The organism is Noviherbaspirillum cavernae (assembly GCF_003590875.1).
Lineage (GTDB): Bacteria > Pseudomonadota > Gammaproteobacteria > Burkholderiales > Burkholderiaceae_D > Noviherbaspirillum > Noviherbaspirillum cavernae.
The window spans coordinates 3,258,834-3,274,586 of the sequence record NZ_QYUN01000002.1 but is presented as its reverse complement, the minus strand read 5'-3'; the positions used below and the strand labels follow the sequence as shown (position 1 = coordinate 3,274,586).

Genomic DNA, 15,753 nt, shown 5'->3' with positions numbered 1-15,753 from the left:
AAGGTGTCTTGATCCAAACGGGGGGCGCACGCCCCCCGTTTTGTTTTTCGGCATGTGACTTGCGGCTGTGCATAGGCAATAATTCAGCAGAAAAGTGTTTTATGGACGTTTTGTCCACTGCGGATGGAACGAGGCTTCAAATTGACGACTCTTTTTATAGAGACGAGGGGAACATGAATTACAACTGGAACTGGCGGATCTTCTGGGAGGCGTCGCCCGACGGGATGGGGACGTACATGGACACGCTGTGGTCGGGGCTGGTGTGGACGCTGGCGACGGCGCTGTCGGCGTGGATCATGGCGCTGGTGCTGGGCGCGATCGTCGGCACCATCCGCACCATGCCGAACCGGGCCGCGGCGCGCGTGGCCGACGGCTACATCGAACTGTTCCGCAACATCCCGCTCTTGGTGCAGATGTTCCTGTGGTACTTCGTGATGCCGGAACTGGTGCCCGAGGCGCTGGGCAACTGGCTCAAGTCGCGTCCGGACGCGGCCTTCGTCACCGCCGTCATCTGCCTCGGCTTCTTCACCTCGTCGCGGGTGGCGGTGCAGGTCTCGGCCGGCATCAACGCGCTGCCGCGCGGCCAGAAGATGGCCGGCACCGCGCTCGGCCTGACGCTGCCGCAGACCTACCGCCACGTGCTGCTGCCGATGGCGTTTCGCATCGTCATCCCGCCGCTCACCAGCGAGTTTCTCAACATCATCAAGAACAGCGCGGTGGCGCTCACCATCGGCCTGATGGAACTGACCGCGCGCGCGCGCTCGATGCAGGAATTCTCGTTCCAGGTGTTCGAGGCCTTCACCGCCGCCACCCTCATCTACATCGTGGTCAACGTGATCGTGGTCAACCTGATGCGCTTCATCGAGAAGCGGGTCGCCGTGCCCGGCTTCATCACCACCGGCACCGCCGGCGCGGGAGGGCACTGACCATGTTCGGCAATTTCGACTTCGACGTCATCGAGCGCTCCTGGGTCTACCTGTTCCAGACCGGCATGGCCTTCACGCTGGAACTGACCGCGCTGGCCATGATCGGCGGCATCATCCTCGGCACCCTCTTGGCGATGATGCGCCTGTCCAGCAACCGGCTGATCTCGACGGCGGCCACCACCTACGTCAACCTGATCCGCTCGGTCCCGCTGGTGCTGGTGATCTTCTGGTTCTACTTCCTCGTGCCCTACATCGGCGCGTGGCTGATCGGCTCAAGCGAACCGGTGCGGGTCGGCGCCTTCACCTCCTCGCTGATCACCTTCATCCTGTTCGAGGCGGCCTACTACTGCGAGATCATGCGCGCCGGCATCCAGTCGATCCCGCGCGGCCAGGTGTGGGCCGGCTACGCGCTCGGCATGAACTACTGGCAGACCATGGGCACCATCGTGCTGCCGCAGGCGTTCCGCAACATGATCCCGGTGCTCTTGACGCAGACCATCGTGCTGTTCCAGGACGTCTCGCTGGTGTATGTGCTGTCGATCACCGACTTCGTCGGCGCCGCCTCCAAGGTGGCGCAGCGCGACGGCCGGCTGGTCGAGATGTACCTGTTCGTGGCGGTGGTGTACTTCATCATCTGCTACGCGCTGTCGTGGCTGGTGCGGCGGCTGCAGCAGCGCGTCGCCATCATCCGATAAGCCGCGGCCTACCCGATCCGTGAAACGAACACAGAATGCAGGAGAGCAAGATGATTGAAATGAAAGACGTGAGCAAGTGGTACGGCAGCTTCCAGGTGCTGACCGACTGCACCACCAGCGTGGCCAAGGGCGACGTGGTGGTGGTGTGCGGGCCGTCGGGCTCGGGCAAGTCGACCCTGATCAAGACCGTCAACGGGCTGGAGCCGTTCCAGAAGGGGCAGATCCTGGTCGATACCGTGTCGGTGGGCGACCCGAAGACCAACCTGTCGAAGCTGCGCGCGAAGATCGGCATGGTGTTCCAGAACTTCGAGCTGTTCCCGCACCTGTCGATCCGGCAGAACCTGACGCTGGGCCAGGTCAAGGTGCTCGGACGCAGCGAGGAGGAGGCCACCGAGAAGGGCCTGAAGTACCTCGACCGGGTCGGCCTGCTGTCGCAGAAGGACAAGTTCCCGGGCCAGCTGTCGGGCGGCCAGCAGCAGCGGGTGGCGATCGCGCGCGCGCTGTCGATGGACCCGATCGCGATGCTGTTCGACGAGCCGACCTCGGCGCTGGACCCGGAAATGATCAACGAGGTGCTGGACGTGATGGTGGGGCTGGCGCAGGATGGCATGACGATGATGGTGGTGACGCACGAGATGGGCTTCGCCCGCAAGGTGGCCGACCGCGTGATCTTCATGGACCGCGGCGCCATCGTCGAGGACTGCGCCAAGGACGACTTCTTCGGCGCCCCCCGCTCCGAACGCGCACGCGACTTCCTCGCCAAGATCATTCACTGAATCAACATTTCCTCCGGTTTCAGGCCGCTTCGGGTAAAACCGGAGCGGCTTTTGTTTTTGCACACCAGATGGAGCGTGAAGCGAAAAGGTAAAATATCGGCAGTCCAGAGAAAGTACTGTCATGTCCAATCATTCCGCATCCAATTCCCCTCAAAACATCACGATTACCCGCCCGGACGACTGGCACCTGCATTTGCGCGACGGCGCGGCGATGGCGAGCGTGCTGCCGCACACCGCACGCCAGTTCCGCCGCGCGATCGTCATGCCCAACCTCAAGCCGCCGGTCACGACAACTGAGCAGGCCGCGGCATATCGCGACCGCATTCTTGCGGCGCTGCCCATGGGGATGGAATTCGAACCACTGATGGTGTTGTACCTGACCGACAATACGCCGCCGGACGAAATTCGCCGCGCCAGAGATAGCGGTTTCGTGCATGCGGTGAAGTTGTATCCGGCTGGCGCAACCACCAATTCCGATGCGGGCGTGACGTCATTGACAAAGTGCTACAAGACGCTGGAAGTGATGCAGGAAGTCGGCATGCCATTCCTGGTCCACGGCGAGGTCACCGATCCCGCGGTAGACGTGTTCGACCGTGAAGCCGTGTTCATCGAACGCGTGATGCAGCCTTTGCGGCGCGACATGCCGGCACTCAAGGTGGTGTTCGAGCACATCACCACCAAGGATGCCGCGCATTATGTCAGCGAGGCGGAGGGCCCCATCGCCGCAACCATCACCGCGCACCATCTGCTGTACAACCGGAATGAAATCTTCAAGGGCGGCATCCGTCCCCATTACTATTGCCTCCCCGTGTTGAAGCGCGAAGAGCATCGTCAGGCACTGGTGAAGGTGGCCACTTCCGGCAGCGACCGATTCTTCCTCGGCACCGACTCCGCACCGCATCCGAAGGGCTTGAAGGAACACGCCTGCGGCTGCGCGGGTTGCTACACGGCGCTGCATGCCATGGAGCTGTATGCCGAAGCATTCGACCGGGCAGGGGCGCTGGACAAGCTGGAGGCATTCGCAAGCGTCAACGGTCCGGCCTTCTACGGTTTGCCGCGCAACAGCGGCACGGTCACGCTGCAACGCGCCGAATGGAGCGTGCCGGACGAGTTGCCATTGGGTGACGCGACGGTCGTGCCTTTGAATGCGGGGGAAACCATCGGGTGGAAATTGGCTTGACGTGTGTTGTCAGCGAGTCGGCCCGCAGTTCCTCATATTGTCAGGCCTACGGTTTGTAGCTGGCGGTGCAGGCAATGAGTCCGCAAATTCTGAAGTTAATCGACTGGTCGCGCCCGTGGCTGGCGCCCTTGCTGCCAACCGTCGAGCCGATTCTGGCAGGGGCGAACTGGCATCAAGACATCAATGAGATCGCGACGCGGATCGGATTGGAAAACCACTGTGGTTTGCCGGTTCGGTTCGTCGCGCAAGCCGATTTGCCGCTCGGTACCCCATATGAAGCCTTCATCAGCGCCACCGGCGGCGTCCCCACGCGCGACAACCTGCACGACTTCTTCAATGCCCTGGTCTGGCTGACTTTTCCAAAGATTAAAACGCAGCTCAACGCCCTGCAGGCAGCGGAAATTTTCAAACACACTGCATCACCAGGCATCCCGCACCCTCATGGCGCGAGCCGCGGCAAACTCCGCGACGCAGCAACCATCTTCGATGAGAACGCCGCACTTCTTGTCGCACGCGATGCGCAGATCGTCGATGCCTTGTGCAATCATCGCTGGCATGACGTGTTTCAAACGAGGCGCGCAGCATTCGGGTCTGATTGGGAAGTGTGGCCTTTCGGCCACGCATTGATGGAAAAGCTGGTTACGCCTTACAAATCCATTACTGCCCATGCATTGCCGGTCATGGCAGGTGATGGATTCTTTGCCATGCCATTCGAGGAAAAGCGCCGCTGGCTGGATGCAGTCGCAAGCCGGCATCTCGCAGCCGGTGTATCCACTGCCGAATTTACACCTCTCCCCATACTCGGCATACCGGGCTGGTGGCATGAGCAAGACGATGCGTTTTATGGCGATACCACAGTATTCAGGCCGAAGAAGGTTCGCGGCGCGGTGGGGCCGTCGGCTTGATTGCTTCGAAGTGCCGGCTGTGACCAGCAATTGAACGCTTGATTATTTGCTGAGAGTGTGTCGGAACGAGTTGGTCCGCATACAGGACACGTCAATTTGGACGTGTTTTTTCGTAGCCTCGCTTCTCGGCATCGTCATGCAAAAGATTGGTTTCCGCTCGATTACATCCACGCCCAACTTTTTGAATGCGCGAAAAAAAGAAAAGGCACCCGAAGGTGCCTTTTTTCATTCTTATCTGTAGCAGATTTAGATCTGCACTAGATTAGAACCGGTGTTGCAGACCAACTTGGAACACGTTAGCGTTCACGTTAGTTGCCGACTCGGTGCCACGTGCTCTGAGGTAGCCAGCCGAAGTGTACACATTGGTGCGCTTGGACAGGTTATAAATCGCGCCGAGAGCGTACTGATCACGGTCAGCATTGAATCCTGTACGGTCGTCTTGACGAACATACGAACCAATCAAGGTAAATGCGCCAAGCGGAGCAGAAAGGCCCAGCATGTAGTTACGGTTGTCGGCAGTTTGCACGCCCGCCAGATTGTCGTCTGTCTCAGTGTTGCCGTAAGCTGCATGAAGCTTGACGACATTGAAGTTGTAAGTGCCGCCCACCATATAAGTTTTGGTTTCTGTGTTGGTGGTAACAGCGCCAGCCGCGTTAGTGACGAAGGGTTTGAGCTGGTTATAAGAACCCACTACCCTGATCGGGCCGTTGTCGTAGCTGGCAGACACGCCATACTGCTGGTTGTTCGAGAAGCCTGCGGTTGTTTCACCGAAACCGTACATTGCGGTGGCAGAGAAGCCGGAGAAGTTCGGAGTGTTGTAGCTGATGGAATTGTTCATGCGGGTGCCGGCTGAGCTGAACAATTGCCCGCCACCCGTCAGCCCGGAAACGCCGCCTTCGATGTTACCAGACATGCCAGTGCCGAACGGATCGATCGAGTCCAGCGCGATGTGCATCGTCGTGTACTGACGACCAAGCGCGACGGTGCCCAAGGTCTTGCTGCTCAAGCCAACGAAGGCTTGACGACCAAACAAGAGGCCGCCTTGAGTGGAGGCGCCAGTAGTGGCGTCGAAACCGCTTTCCAGTTGGAAGATTGCGGACAAACCACCGCCCAGATCTTCAGTGCCCTTGAAGCCGAGACGGGAGCCGTTTCTGCCGAGGCCGTTGTTGCCTTCATCCAAGAGGTATCTCGTACCGGCGTTAGCGCCACCGCCGCTGACGCTGGTACGTGCAACGTCAATGTCCACCAAGCCGTAAACGGTCACGTTGGTTTGTGCCGAAGCTGCGCCTGCGAAGGCACCCAGTACTGCGAGCGCGAGAAGCGATTTTTTCATTGATTAATCCCCAAAGGTTATCGAGCCAAGATTTTTGTAGTGCGTTTGGCAGGTGACATTGATGACGTCTTGCCAAAGATACGCTTCTAATCATCCAAATAAGAAGCCGATAGTTATTTCATCAAATAACCGATCCGAGGACAAAGGGAATTTGCGGTTTGATGCCGCCATGAAGGGATTTGTGGCGTTGTTGCAACGGAATGGGGTGCTCAAATAGCTAAATGACAATGTATTGCGGCAAGGCATCAGTCCATGTCTGGAACTATTTCGATGCGAAGATGCGCCATTTTTTGGGGGCGAATGGAAGAGAGCAGGACCTTACTGAGAGAAAAAAACGGGCTCATGCTACATGAGCCCGTTTTGAGCAGCTTCCGTGCATCACGTAGCGGCTGAATTGCGGCCGCTATGCAATTGCTTAGAACAGGTGGTTGAGACCAACCGAGAAGCCGGTTTGACGATCCTGGCTAGCGCCGGTTGCCGGATTGATCAAGCGTGACGTGCCGCTGAGGCGAGCGTAGTCGATGTCAGCATAGATGTTGGTGCGCTTGGACAGCGAATAAATTGCGCCGAAAATGAACAAGTCTCTCTTGCCATCGCCCAAAACAGCGACGTTGGTTTTGGTTTGGTACCAAGCGCCTGACAGTTCGAATGCAGGAGTGAAATTGTAGCTTGCGCCAATCCAGCCATTCTTGACGGTGGTATCAGCGGCGGCTGCAAATTCTTGTTTTTCGCGGATATATCCGCCAGCTACACGAAGGGCTGCGATTTTGTACGCGCCGCCGATAGTCCACTGGTTGTTATCTTGGAAATTCGGTGCTGCTGCAGTTCCCACGTTCGGCTTCTTCTGGGTATATGCGCCACCAACGCTGAATGGGCCGGTAGCAAAGGTGCCGCCGACTGCAACTGCGGAGCCATTGCTGTTGCTGCCAGTGGTTTCGCCCAGTGCGTATTCTGCACGGATGGTCGCCGGACCGAAGGTGCCGGTGTACTGGATATCGTTATTGAAGCGTGTGCCGCCGATGGATGTGGCGCCGCTTCCAGCTGCTGCAGCTGCCAGCGGGATGATGCCGGTGTACTTGTAGTTGAACGGATCGTAGGCGCCGATCGTCTTGAACGAAACGGAGTACTGACGGCCGAGGTCGATGCCGCCCCAAGCGCCGCCGATACCGACAGCAGCGGTACGGTTGAAGATGTTGTTGGCTGCATTGTCGAATGCGCCGGTGCCGGTGTTGAAGCCGGACTCCAGTGTGAAGCGTGCATTGAGTCCGCCGCCGAGGTCTTCAACGCCGCGGAATCCGAGGCGGTTCGAGTTGAACGTGCCGTTCGAGCTGACCGAAGTGCGGTCGTCGCCGGCTGCATTGACGTTGTTGACATAGCGGACACCGCCGTCAAACGAACCGTAAACGGTCACGCTGGATTGCGCGTGTGCGGAAGCTGCGAATGCACCCAGGACGGCGAGTGCGAGAAGCGATTTCTTCATTAATAATTCTCCAAGGTTGGCGTGCTAAGATTTTTTTTATTACTTCAGCAAGGTCACTAGTGATAACGTCCCTGCCGACACTTCTGAACAGCATGGTTTAGAAGCTAGCAATGATTTCAACAAATCAATGCATTTTGGGCAAAGACTATTTGTTGTTTGCCGACATTGATAATCCAAAATGTGGTTAATCAGCAACAGATGGTGTGAGGGTAATAGTGATGGGTTTTATGCAGATGTGGCGCGACAAGCGTTGAAATTTGGGTGGTGAATTATTTATATGGATAAAGTTGAAAGTTTGGCGTTGAATGAATTGGCTGGCGTTCAGTACTGGGGCGAAGAATGATGCGTATGGATGAAATCATCGTTGGGGTGGACAAGGCATTGCGTGTGGTGGCCGGAGTGGCTTCTTCGTCGCGTGAAAATCCGGCGCTTGGTGCCGAGGACAATCTGCTGAACGAGGCGGAGCGGAGGCACAGCGCCGGCTTGATGCGCATCAATCACGTGGGTGAGGTCTGTGCGCAGGCGCTATATGATGCGCAAGGGCAATTTGCCAGAAATGTCAATCTGAAGCGACAATTTGCGCAGGCCGGGCGTGAAGAAGAGGATCATCTGGCATGGACGGCGCAGCGGCTGCGCGAACTCGGTTCGCGGCCAAGTTTGCTGAATCCGCTGTGGTATGCGGGGGCCTATGCCTTGGGTGCCGTGGCTGCGCGTGTCGGCGATGGGCACAGTCTGGGTTTTGTTGTCGAGACCGAGCGTCAGGTGGAGGCGCATCTTGCCAGTCACCTGGAGACTTTGCCGATCAAGGATGAAAAATCGAGAGCGATCGTGGAGCAGATGCGTCAGGATGAGGTCGCGCATGGCGAGGCCGCGCAATCCATGGGGGCGGCTTCGACGCCATTTCCGGTAAGGAAGGCAATGCAGGCAATGGCAAAAGTCATGACAACCACCGCGTATTATTTGTAACTGCTGCGGTTGCGCATCATTGCAAACAACGTGTGCGCAACCGCCTGTGGATTCTTTCCGGGTGTCTCAAGCGGTCGACGGTTCGGTCAAGTCGTCCAGGATATCGAAGGAATGCGTCATTTCAGCAGTCTTTTCCAGCATGATCGACGCAGAACAGTATTTTTCGTGGGATAGTTTGATGGCGCGCTCAACCAGATTGGATTTCAGATTCCTGCCGCGCACCAAGAAGTGAAAGTGAATCTTGGTGAATACCTTGGGATCTTTTTCCGCGCGCTCGGATGAGAGAGTAACGTCGCAGCCTCGGATGTCTTGACCGCTCTTGCGAAGGATCAAGACCACGTCATAGGCGGTGCAGCCACCGGTGCCCGCGAGCACCATTTCCATCGGACGCGGTGCCAAGTTGCGGCCGCCACCGTCAGGTGCGCCGTCCATTGCGACCACATGTCCGGATCCCGTTTCCGCCAAAAATGTCATGCCGGACAAGCCGGTCCAACGGACAGTACATTCCATTATTTTCTCGCCTTGATTATTAGATCGAGTCTTATTGTAACTGCTCAGATTGTGTCCGCATCGGTCGTGCGCGCAGCGGGGAGATTCATGAGGATTCCGCAATGTGGAAGAAGAACCACATTGTGGGATGATTCAAGTATTTGAATTTAAAGTGAAATTCAAAATTTGAAGTGGTTTTTGATGCTCGATAAAGCCTTTTATCTTGCGTTGCACAATAAATTTGACTATACTTTAATTGCTGGTCGTTAATGTTGAGTTATCCAGAAGCGACCAACCACTTGTCTCCTCCACCCTCCTCTTTTGGTGTGGATTTAAACCCGAAGCCTGATTGCTTCGGGTTTTTTTTGCCTGATCGTTGGCAAGTTGCTATCGATTGGGCCCTGCCGCATCGACCATTGTTTTTTACTAGCGGATTCAATTTGACGCCAAGTCCTTGAAAAGGCTATACTTTCAGGCTTTCCGTTCGCTCAGGAAAAGACAACAAGGCAGAGTCCGCACGATCGCTGCAAGGCGATGACAGACGGAACCACCAATTTGAGCGAGTTAATCTTATTAGGAAGTCATCATGAAAACCTTCTCCGCTAAATCCCATGAGGTACAGCGCGGCTGGTTCGTGATTGACGCGACGGACAAAGTCCTCGGACGTGTTGCCAGCGAAGTGGCACGCCGACTGCGCGGCAAGCACAAACCGGAATTCACTCCGCACGTCGACACGGGCGATTTCATTGTCATCATCAACGCGGACAAGTTGCGCGTGACCGGCAACAAGGCGGTGGACAAGACGTATTACCGCCATTCGACTTATCCGGGCGGCATCTACGAAACCAATTTCCTGAAAATGCAACAGCGTTTTCCGGGGCGCGCGCTGGAGAAGGCAGTCAAGGGCATGTTGCCCAAGGGCCCGCTCGGCTACGCCATGATCAAGAAGCTGAAGGTGTATGCAGGTGGTTCCCACCCGCACGCCGCACAGCAACCCCAGCCACTAGAATTCTAAGGAACGGACATGATCGGTAACTACAACTACGGAACCGGCCGTCGCAAGAGTGCAGTGGCTCGCGTCTTCATCAAATCTGGCAGCGGCCAGATCGTCGTCAACGGCAAGCCGGCTGCGGAATATTTTTCGCGTGAAACCGGTCTGATGGTTATCCGTCAGCCGCTGGAATTGACTGGCAATGTCGAGCGTTTCGACATCATGGTCAATGTGCATGGCGGCGGCGAGTCCGGCCAAGCCGGCGCGGTTCGTCACGGCATCACCCGTGCATTGATCGACTACGATGCGGGCTTGAAGCCTGAGCTGGCAAAAGCCGGCTTCGTCACACGTGATGCACGTGAAGTCGAGCGTAAGAAAGTCGGTCTGCGTAAAGCACGCCGCGCAAAACAGTTCTCCAAGCGCTAATCTGCGTTTTCAGAGCATCGAAAAGCCGCCGGGTTCGCGCCTGGCGGCTTTTTGCTTTTTGCGGGTTGTTGTCGATGGTTCAATTGCGGTCGCGGTCGCCATATTTGTTACAAAGCGGTCGTCCCAGCGCATTTGCATCGCCTGTTAAAATTCAAGATGAAACGAAGTCTCCAGCAAGGAAAAGACATGATCAAAGTCGGTATCGTCGGCGGCACGGGTTATACGGGCGTGGAGTTGCTGCGCTTGCTGTCTGCACATCCTCAAGTTCAATTGACCGCCATCACCTCGCGCAAGGAAGATGGAATGCCCGTAGCAGACATGTTTCCGTCATTGCGCGGCCATGTGTCTCTAGCATTTTCCGCGCCAGAAAAGGCGAAACTGACTGAATGCGACGTTGTGTTCTTCGCGACGCCGCATGGGGTGGCGATGGCGCAGGCGCGGGAACTGCTTGCCGCTGGCGTGAAGGTCATCGATCTCGCCGCCGATTTCCGTCTCAAGGACACCGCGGAATTCGAGAAATGGTACGCCATGCCGCATTCCTGCCCGGATATTCTGGAAGAGGCGGTGTACGGTTTGCCGGAGGTCAATCGTGAGGCGATCCGGAAGGCGCGCATCATCGGTTTGCCGGGTTGCTATCCGACCTCGATGCAATTGGGTTACGCGCCGCTGCTGGCGCAAGCCAAGCCGCTCGTGAACGAGTCCATGTTGATCGCCGATTGCAAGTCTGGCGTGTCGGGGGCGGGACGCAAGGCGGAAGTGCATACGCTGCTGGCGGAAGCGGCCGATAACTTCAAGGCATACGGTGTCAAGGGGCACCGCCATTTGCCGGAAACCGTGCAGGGATTGCAGGCGATTGCGAAGCGCAAGGTCGGCCTGACTTTTGTGCCGCATCTGGTACCCATGATTCGTGGCATCCATTCCACGCTGTATGCAACGATTTTGCCGGAGGCGCGTGACACCGACTTCCAGGCGCTGTATGAAAAACACTTCGAAGGTGAAAAATTCGTCGATGTGATGCCATCCGGCAGTCATCCTGAAACGCGTTCGGTACGCGCTTCGAACAAATTACGCATCGCGGTGCATCGCCCTGGCGGCGGAGACTTGCTGGTGATTCTGGTGGTGGAAGACAATCTGGTGAAAGGTGCCGCAGGCCAAGGCGTGCAGTGCATGAACATCATGTTCGGCCTCGATGAAACGGCTGGCTTGACGCAGGTTCCAGTGTTGCCTTGAGCGCAGACTGCTTATCACATTCCAGTATTTCAGTTTCCCGATGTTCAATTCATTGAAGTACAAGCTGTGGCGGCGGCGCCTCTCGGTTTCCTCGGCGAGGATGGCCATCACGACACAGCGGCCGTGGCCTTTGCGGGCGGTTTTCCTTGCTGTAGTCGTTGGGGCAGGGGGGGCGATCGCGATGTGGACATACGATTTGGGTCGCGGCTGGACGGCTCCCAAGGCGGGCGACGCGAGAAGGCAGTTGGCCGAATATCAAGAACAGGTCGAGATGCTTACCGAGGAACGTGACCGGTTTTCCACGACGGTCAATTCCGCCGAAAGCCAACTCAATATCGAACGTTCGGCACAGAAGCAGCTGGCGGCGCAGGTCAAGGCACTGGAGCTTGAAAATACCAGGCTGAAAGAGGATCTGGCGTTTTTTGAAAGTCTGTTGCCCAACGGCACCGGGCCGCAAGGTGTGGCGATTCGTCGCCTAAAGATTGATCTAATCGCGCCCAACCAGCTCCGATATCGTTTATTAATTATGCAGGGCGGCAAGGGTGACCAGGATTTCAGCGGCAATTTGCAACTTGTCGTCACAACTCTGCAGGGGGGCAAAAATGCTATGATGAACTTTCCCGAAGGCAATTCCAATGAGTTGGACAAATTCAAGCTCGGCTTCAGGCACTATCAACGTGTAGAGGGCATATTGACCCTTCCGGATGGTGCAACGGTCAGGCTGGTTCAGGCGCGTGTGCTCGAAAAAGGCCAGATTCGAGCACAGCAATCCGCGAATCTGTAAAGGAGAGGAATCATGTTGGGCCGCAAAACAAAGAGCACGATTGACAGCCTCATCGGCATGTCAACCATGATTGAAGGCAATCTCCATTTCAAGGGAGGGCTGCGCATCGATGGTCAGGTCAAGGGTAATGTGATTGCCGAACCCGAATCGGCGAGCATGCTGGTGATTTCAGAGAGTGCGAAGGTCGAAGGCGAAGTGCGCGTGGCGCATCTGGTTGTCAATGGGGAAATCATCGGCCCGGTTTATTCGACGGAGCTCCTTGAACTGGAGCCGAAAGCCCGCATAACCGGAGATGTACATTACAAGGCGCTGGAAATGCATGGCGGCGCGCTCGTTTCTGGCAAGCTGACGCACGATCAGGCCGGCGAGCCGGTCTTGAAGCTGGCACTGTCGAATACGTGACAAGCGCCGAAAGTCTATAATTCAGCCATTGCACTTGGCTTCCAGGAGTTTGAAATGAATGCAGTTACCGACCTCGAAATGCCCTCGCCGATTGTCTTCACTGACAGTGCCGCCGCGAAAGTTGCTCAATTGATCGAAGAGGAAGGCAATCCCGACCTGAAGCTGCGCGTGTTCGTGCAAGGCGGAGGCTGCTCCGGTTTCCAGTACGGTTTCACCTTTGACGAAATCGTCAACGACGATGACACCACGATGGACAAGAATGGCGTCCAATTGCTGATCGATGCGATGAGCTACCAGTATCTGGTTGGCGCGGAAATCGATTACAAGGATGACCTGGAAGGCGCGCAATTCGTGATCAAGAATCCGAATGCGACCACCACTTGCGGTTGCGGCTCGTCATTTTCGGTTTGATGCTGGTTTGCGGCAATGAAAAGCGCAGGCACTGCCTGCGCTTTTTTTACGTCTGTCTGTCGTCAAATGAAAGTCAGGCCGGATAAAGCGCGCCAAGTATGCGCAAGCCTTTTGCTCCGGTGACGGAAGGCAGATTGCCCGGCTTGCGCTCGACGTGACGCTGCGCGAGCCACGCGAAGGCGAGCGCTTCGACATGATTCGGCGATATGCCCAATGCCTCGGTCGACTGCACGCTTGCCATGTGATTGCGATCGGTCAGCGCGTCCCGCAACTGGCGCATCAGATACGCGTTGTACGCGCCGCCGCCGCACACATATACGGATTTTGCTTCGGACGCGTGCGCGGTGATGGCGTTGGCCAGCGTCGTTGCGGTGAATGCCGCGAGCGTCGCTTGCACATCGGCAGGCGCGGCATGGGAAAAGCCTGCCAGTTTCTTCGCCAGCCAGGCCGGGTGAAACAGGTCGCGGCCCGTGCTCTTGGGCGGCGACAGCATGAAATAGGGCTCGTTCAACAGAGCCGTCAGCAAGTCGGGAACGATCATGCCGCTTGCTGCCCATGCGCCGTCGGCGTCGTAGGTTTTGCCATGGTGCTGGGCGATCCATGCATCCATCAGGACGTTGCCGGGACCTGTGTCGAAGCCGATCGTTTCCTCATTGTTCGTCAGCACGCTGATGTTGCCGATGCCGCCGATGTTGGCGACGATCCGGGTTTCTCCTGCCTTGCCGAAGACTGCCCGGTGGAATGCGGGGACGAGCGGTGCGCCTTGGCCGCCGGCGGCTATGTCGCGGCTGCGGAAATCGGCGATCACATCGATGCCTGTCAACTCCGCCAGCAGGGCGGGGTTGTTGGTCTGGCGTGTGTAACCCGCTTCAGGGCGATGGCGAATGGTCTGGCCGTGTGCGCCAATCGCGGTGATCGTCTCGCGCTGCATGCCGGATTGCTGCAGCAGCTGCGTGACGCATTCGGCGTAGTGCCGCGCCAGCGTGTTGGCCGCCAGGGCTTCGTGGTGAAGTTCGTTGTCGCTGACTGCCTGCAGGCTCATCAAGTCGCGGCGAAGCGCTGCAGGAAAGGGGATGTATGCGCTTGCCATCGTCTGGATCGGGCTTTGCGCGCCGTCCGCCGGCATTGCGGCCAGAACGCCGTCCACGCCATCGAGACTGGTGCCGGACATCAGCCCGATATAAAGGCGGGATATGGATTGTGTCATTGGCATGAAAAAACTGTTCGAGGAGCCCTGATTCTACAGGTCCTCGAACAGTTTTTTTCTGTCGTCATTGCCGGCGTACGCGCAGGCAGGCGACGCATCCGCTATCTGGCAGCCAGCTTGGCGTTGCCTTGCGGATTCAGCAACGCGAAGCGATGCCGCATTTCGCTGGCGACATTGCGGAAGCGCTGCAATTCCGCGCCTGCCAGCGGTTGTGCGTTGGGCACATCGATTGCCATCGGATCGCGCGGTTGATTATTGACGCGGAACTCATAGTGCAGATGCGGGCCGGTGGACCAGCCGGTTGAGCCGACATAGCCGATGACTTCGCCCTGATTGACTTTGGCACCCTTTCTCAGGCCGCTGGCGAAACGGCTCATGTGCGCATAGGCGGTCGTATAGTTGTTCCAGTGCTTGACGACGACGACATTGCCGTAGCCGCCTTGTACGCCTGCAAAATCGATCACGCCATCGCCGGATGCGCGAATGGGGGTGCCGGTCGGTGCGGCGAAATCCACCCCCTGGTGTTGCCTCCATTTGCCGGAGATCGGATGTACACGGCCGGAGAAGCCGGAGGAAATCCGCGTGAATTCGAGTGGCGATTTCAGGAAAGCCTTCTTCAGCGATTTGCCGTCGAAGGTGTAGTAACCGCCGCCCTGCCTGCTGCCCGGTTCATCGAACCATACCGACTGATAGGTGGTGCCGGCATTGATGAACTCGCCGGCCAGGACGCGGCCGGCGCGCACGAGTTCGCCGTTCTGCCAGAAGGTTTCATAGACCACATTGAAACGGTCCCCGCGGCGCAGGTCGGAGGCGAAGTCGATGTTCGTGGCGAACATGTCAACGATCTGGGTGGCAATGCTGTCGGGAATTTGCGCGGCGTCGGTGGCGGCAAACAGCGAGGACCTGATCTCGCCCGAATGCATTTCGACGCGCTTTTCCAGGTTGGCCGGCACTTCCGATGCAATGAAGCGGTCACCGTCGCGGCTGACCGAGACGGCCTTCAGCGGGTTGCCGGCATTGTCGAACAGCGTGCTGGTCAATTGCTGCAATTCGCCGTCCTCGGTGGTTTGCGCCTGGACGCGCCGGCCGGCTTTCAACTGCAGCACCTGGTAGGCGATGCGGTCCGATTTGATGAAGCTGGCGGCGGCGGCATCATCCACGCCGAGGCGGTTCAGCAGCGTTGCCAGCGTGTCGCCGGGACGGATTTTTTCTTCGTGGAGATAGGAATGTTGCTCGGTTTCCAGCTTGGCAATTTGTTCGGAGAGATTCGGTACGGACAGTTCTTCGGTGATGGCTCTGACGGGCAGGTCCGCGGCGTCGGGCGCGATCGGGGCAACGCCGGCGGCGCCGAATGCGCACACGGCCAGAAACAATGCCGAGGCCGACACGATGCGCGTCTTGCGAGATGAACCAAAGAGCAGCTTGCCATCCGAGATTTTGCTCAGGATTTTATCTATAGGGCGCATGCAATACGTTAAAATTTGCTGTTTTGGTCTGGGATGCCGACAACGCGATTGCCGCCGGCCCGTGTTCGGGCGGGACGCAAAATGAA

18 protein-coding genes are annotated in these 15,753 nt (G+C 57.5%); 12 read left to right on the top strand and 6 right to left on the bottom strand.

The annotated features are described in order from the left end of the window. Nucleotides 1-173: 173 nt before the first annotated feature. The 5 genes from D3870_RS15285 (at nucleotide 174) to D3870_RS15265 (ending at nucleotide 4,482) form a co-directional block, all read left to right on the top strand. Nucleotides 174-926, top strand: a complete 753-nt coding sequence (locus D3870_RS15285; RefSeq protein WP_119740407.1) for an amino acid ABC transporter permease — start codon at nucleotides 174-176, stop codon at nucleotides 924-926. Between the two features lie 2 nt (nucleotides 927-928). Beyond that, nucleotides 929-1,621, top strand: coding sequence for an amino acid ABC transporter permease (locus D3870_RS15280; protein WP_119740405.1), 693 nt, complete (start codon nucleotides 929-931; stop codon nucleotides 1,619-1,621). Between the two features lie 50 nt (nucleotides 1,622-1,671). Next, nucleotides 1,672-2,397, top strand: coding sequence for an amino acid ABC transporter ATP-binding protein (locus tag D3870_RS15275; RefSeq protein ID WP_119740403.1), 726 nt, complete (start codon nucleotides 1,672-1,674; stop codon nucleotides 2,395-2,397). Nucleotides 2,398-2,518: 121 nt separating this feature from the next. Continuing rightward, nucleotides 2,519-3,577 carry a dihydroorotase gene (pyrC, locus tag D3870_RS15270; RefSeq protein ID WP_119740401.1) on the top strand — a complete coding sequence of 353 codons (1,059 nt, stop codon included), beginning with the start codon at nucleotides 2,519-2,521 and terminating at the stop codon, nucleotides 3,575-3,577. Between the two features lie 74 nt (nucleotides 3,578-3,651). After that, nucleotides 3,652-4,482 carry a DUF3025 domain-containing protein gene (locus D3870_RS15265; RefSeq protein ID WP_119740399.1) on the top strand — a complete coding sequence of 277 codons (831 nt, stop codon included), beginning with the start codon at nucleotides 3,652-3,654 and terminating at the stop codon, nucleotides 4,480-4,482. Nucleotides 4,483-4,744: 262 nt separating this feature from the next. On the opposite strand, the gene D3870_RS15260 is transcribed toward D3870_RS15265, so the two are convergent. Next, complete coding sequence (locus D3870_RS15260) at nucleotides 4,745-5,815, bottom strand: porin (RefSeq protein WP_119740397.1); 1,071 nt, start codon at nucleotides 5,813-5,815, stop codon at nucleotides 4,745-4,747. 415 nt (nucleotides 5,816-6,230) lie between these two features. Further along, nucleotides 6,231-7,295, bottom strand: a complete 1,065-nt coding sequence (locus D3870_RS15255) for a porin (protein WP_119740396.1) — start codon at nucleotides 7,293-7,295, stop codon at nucleotides 6,231-6,233. Nucleotides 7,296-7,637: 342 nt separating this feature from the next. On the opposite strand from D3870_RS15255, the gene coq7 reads away from it, so the two are divergent. Continuing rightward, complete coding sequence (coq7, locus tag D3870_RS15250) at nucleotides 7,638-8,261, top strand: 2-polyprenyl-3-methyl-6-methoxy-1,4-benzoquinone monooxygenase (RefSeq protein ID WP_119742196.1); 624 nt, start codon at nucleotides 7,638-7,640, stop codon at nucleotides 8,259-8,261. A 66-nt stretch (nucleotides 8,262-8,327) separates the two neighbouring features. Here the strand turns inward: coq7 and D3870_RS15245 are convergent, their stop codons facing one another. After that, entirely contained in the window at nucleotides 8,328-8,771 is a 444-nt protein-coding gene (locus D3870_RS15245; RefSeq protein ID WP_119740394.1) for an OsmC family protein, read from the bottom strand. A gap of 565 nt (nucleotides 8,772-9,336) precedes the next feature. On the opposite strand from D3870_RS15245, the gene rplM reads away from it, so the two are divergent. Continuing rightward, nucleotides 9,337-9,765: a 50S ribosomal protein L13 gene (rplM, locus tag D3870_RS15240; protein ID WP_119740392.1), complete on the top strand. Its 429-nt coding sequence runs from the start codon at nucleotides 9,337-9,339 to the stop codon at nucleotides 9,763-9,765. Between the two features lie 9 nt (nucleotides 9,766-9,774). Then, the gene (gene rpsI, locus D3870_RS15235) at nucleotides 9,775-10,167 is read left to right on the top strand and encodes a 30S ribosomal protein S9 (protein ID WP_119740390.1); all 393 of its coding nucleotides are present in this window, start codon (nucleotides 9,775-9,777) and stop codon (nucleotides 10,165-10,167) included. Nucleotides 10,168-10,176: 9 nt separating this feature from the next. Here the strand turns inward: rpsI and D3870_RS23075 are convergent, their stop codons facing one another. After that, on the bottom strand, nucleotides 10,177-10,299 hold the full coding sequence (locus D3870_RS23075; protein WP_277986363.1) for a hypothetical protein: 123 nt from the start codon (nucleotides 10,297-10,299) through the stop codon (nucleotides 10,177-10,179). Between the two features lie 54 nt (nucleotides 10,300-10,353). Between D3870_RS23075 and argC the strand changes: the two genes are divergently transcribed. From argC to erpA, 4 genes are read left to right on the top strand one after another with little or no spacing between them, the layout of a single operon-like run. Continuing rightward, nucleotides 10,354-11,397: an N-acetyl-gamma-glutamyl-phosphate reductase gene (gene argC / locus D3870_RS15230; RefSeq protein ID WP_119740388.1), complete on the top strand. Its 1,044-nt coding sequence runs from the start codon at nucleotides 10,354-10,356 to the stop codon at nucleotides 11,395-11,397. Between the two features lie 40 nt (nucleotides 11,398-11,437). Further along, nucleotides 11,438-12,181: a DUF6776 family protein gene (locus D3870_RS15225; RefSeq protein ID WP_119740386.1), complete on the top strand. Its 744-nt coding sequence runs from the start codon at nucleotides 11,438-11,440 to the stop codon at nucleotides 12,179-12,181. A gap of 12 nt (nucleotides 12,182-12,193) precedes the next feature. After that, nucleotides 12,194-12,583, top strand: a complete 390-nt coding sequence (locus D3870_RS15220; RefSeq protein WP_119740384.1) for a bactofilin family protein — start codon at nucleotides 12,194-12,196, stop codon at nucleotides 12,581-12,583. 54 nt (nucleotides 12,584-12,637) lie between these two features. Continuing rightward, nucleotides 12,638-12,994 (top strand): iron-sulfur cluster insertion protein ErpA, encoded by a 357-nt coding sequence (erpA, locus tag D3870_RS15215; RefSeq protein WP_119740383.1) that lies wholly within the window; start codon nucleotides 12,638-12,640, stop codon nucleotides 12,992-12,994. Between the two features lie 73 nt (nucleotides 12,995-13,067). Here erpA and D3870_RS15210 read toward each other — a convergent pair whose 3' ends face one another. Continuing rightward, nucleotides 13,068-14,207 carry an anhydro-N-acetylmuramic acid kinase gene (locus D3870_RS15210; RefSeq protein WP_119740381.1) on the bottom strand — a complete coding sequence of 380 codons (1,140 nt, stop codon included), beginning with the start codon at nucleotides 14,205-14,207 and terminating at the stop codon, nucleotides 13,068-13,070. Between the two features lie 95 nt (nucleotides 14,208-14,302). Further along, nucleotides 14,303-15,667, bottom strand: coding sequence for a M23 family metallopeptidase (locus tag D3870_RS15205; protein WP_119740379.1), 1,365 nt, complete (start codon nucleotides 15,665-15,667; stop codon nucleotides 14,303-14,305). Between the last annotated feature and the right edge of the window lie 86 nt (nucleotides 15,668-15,753).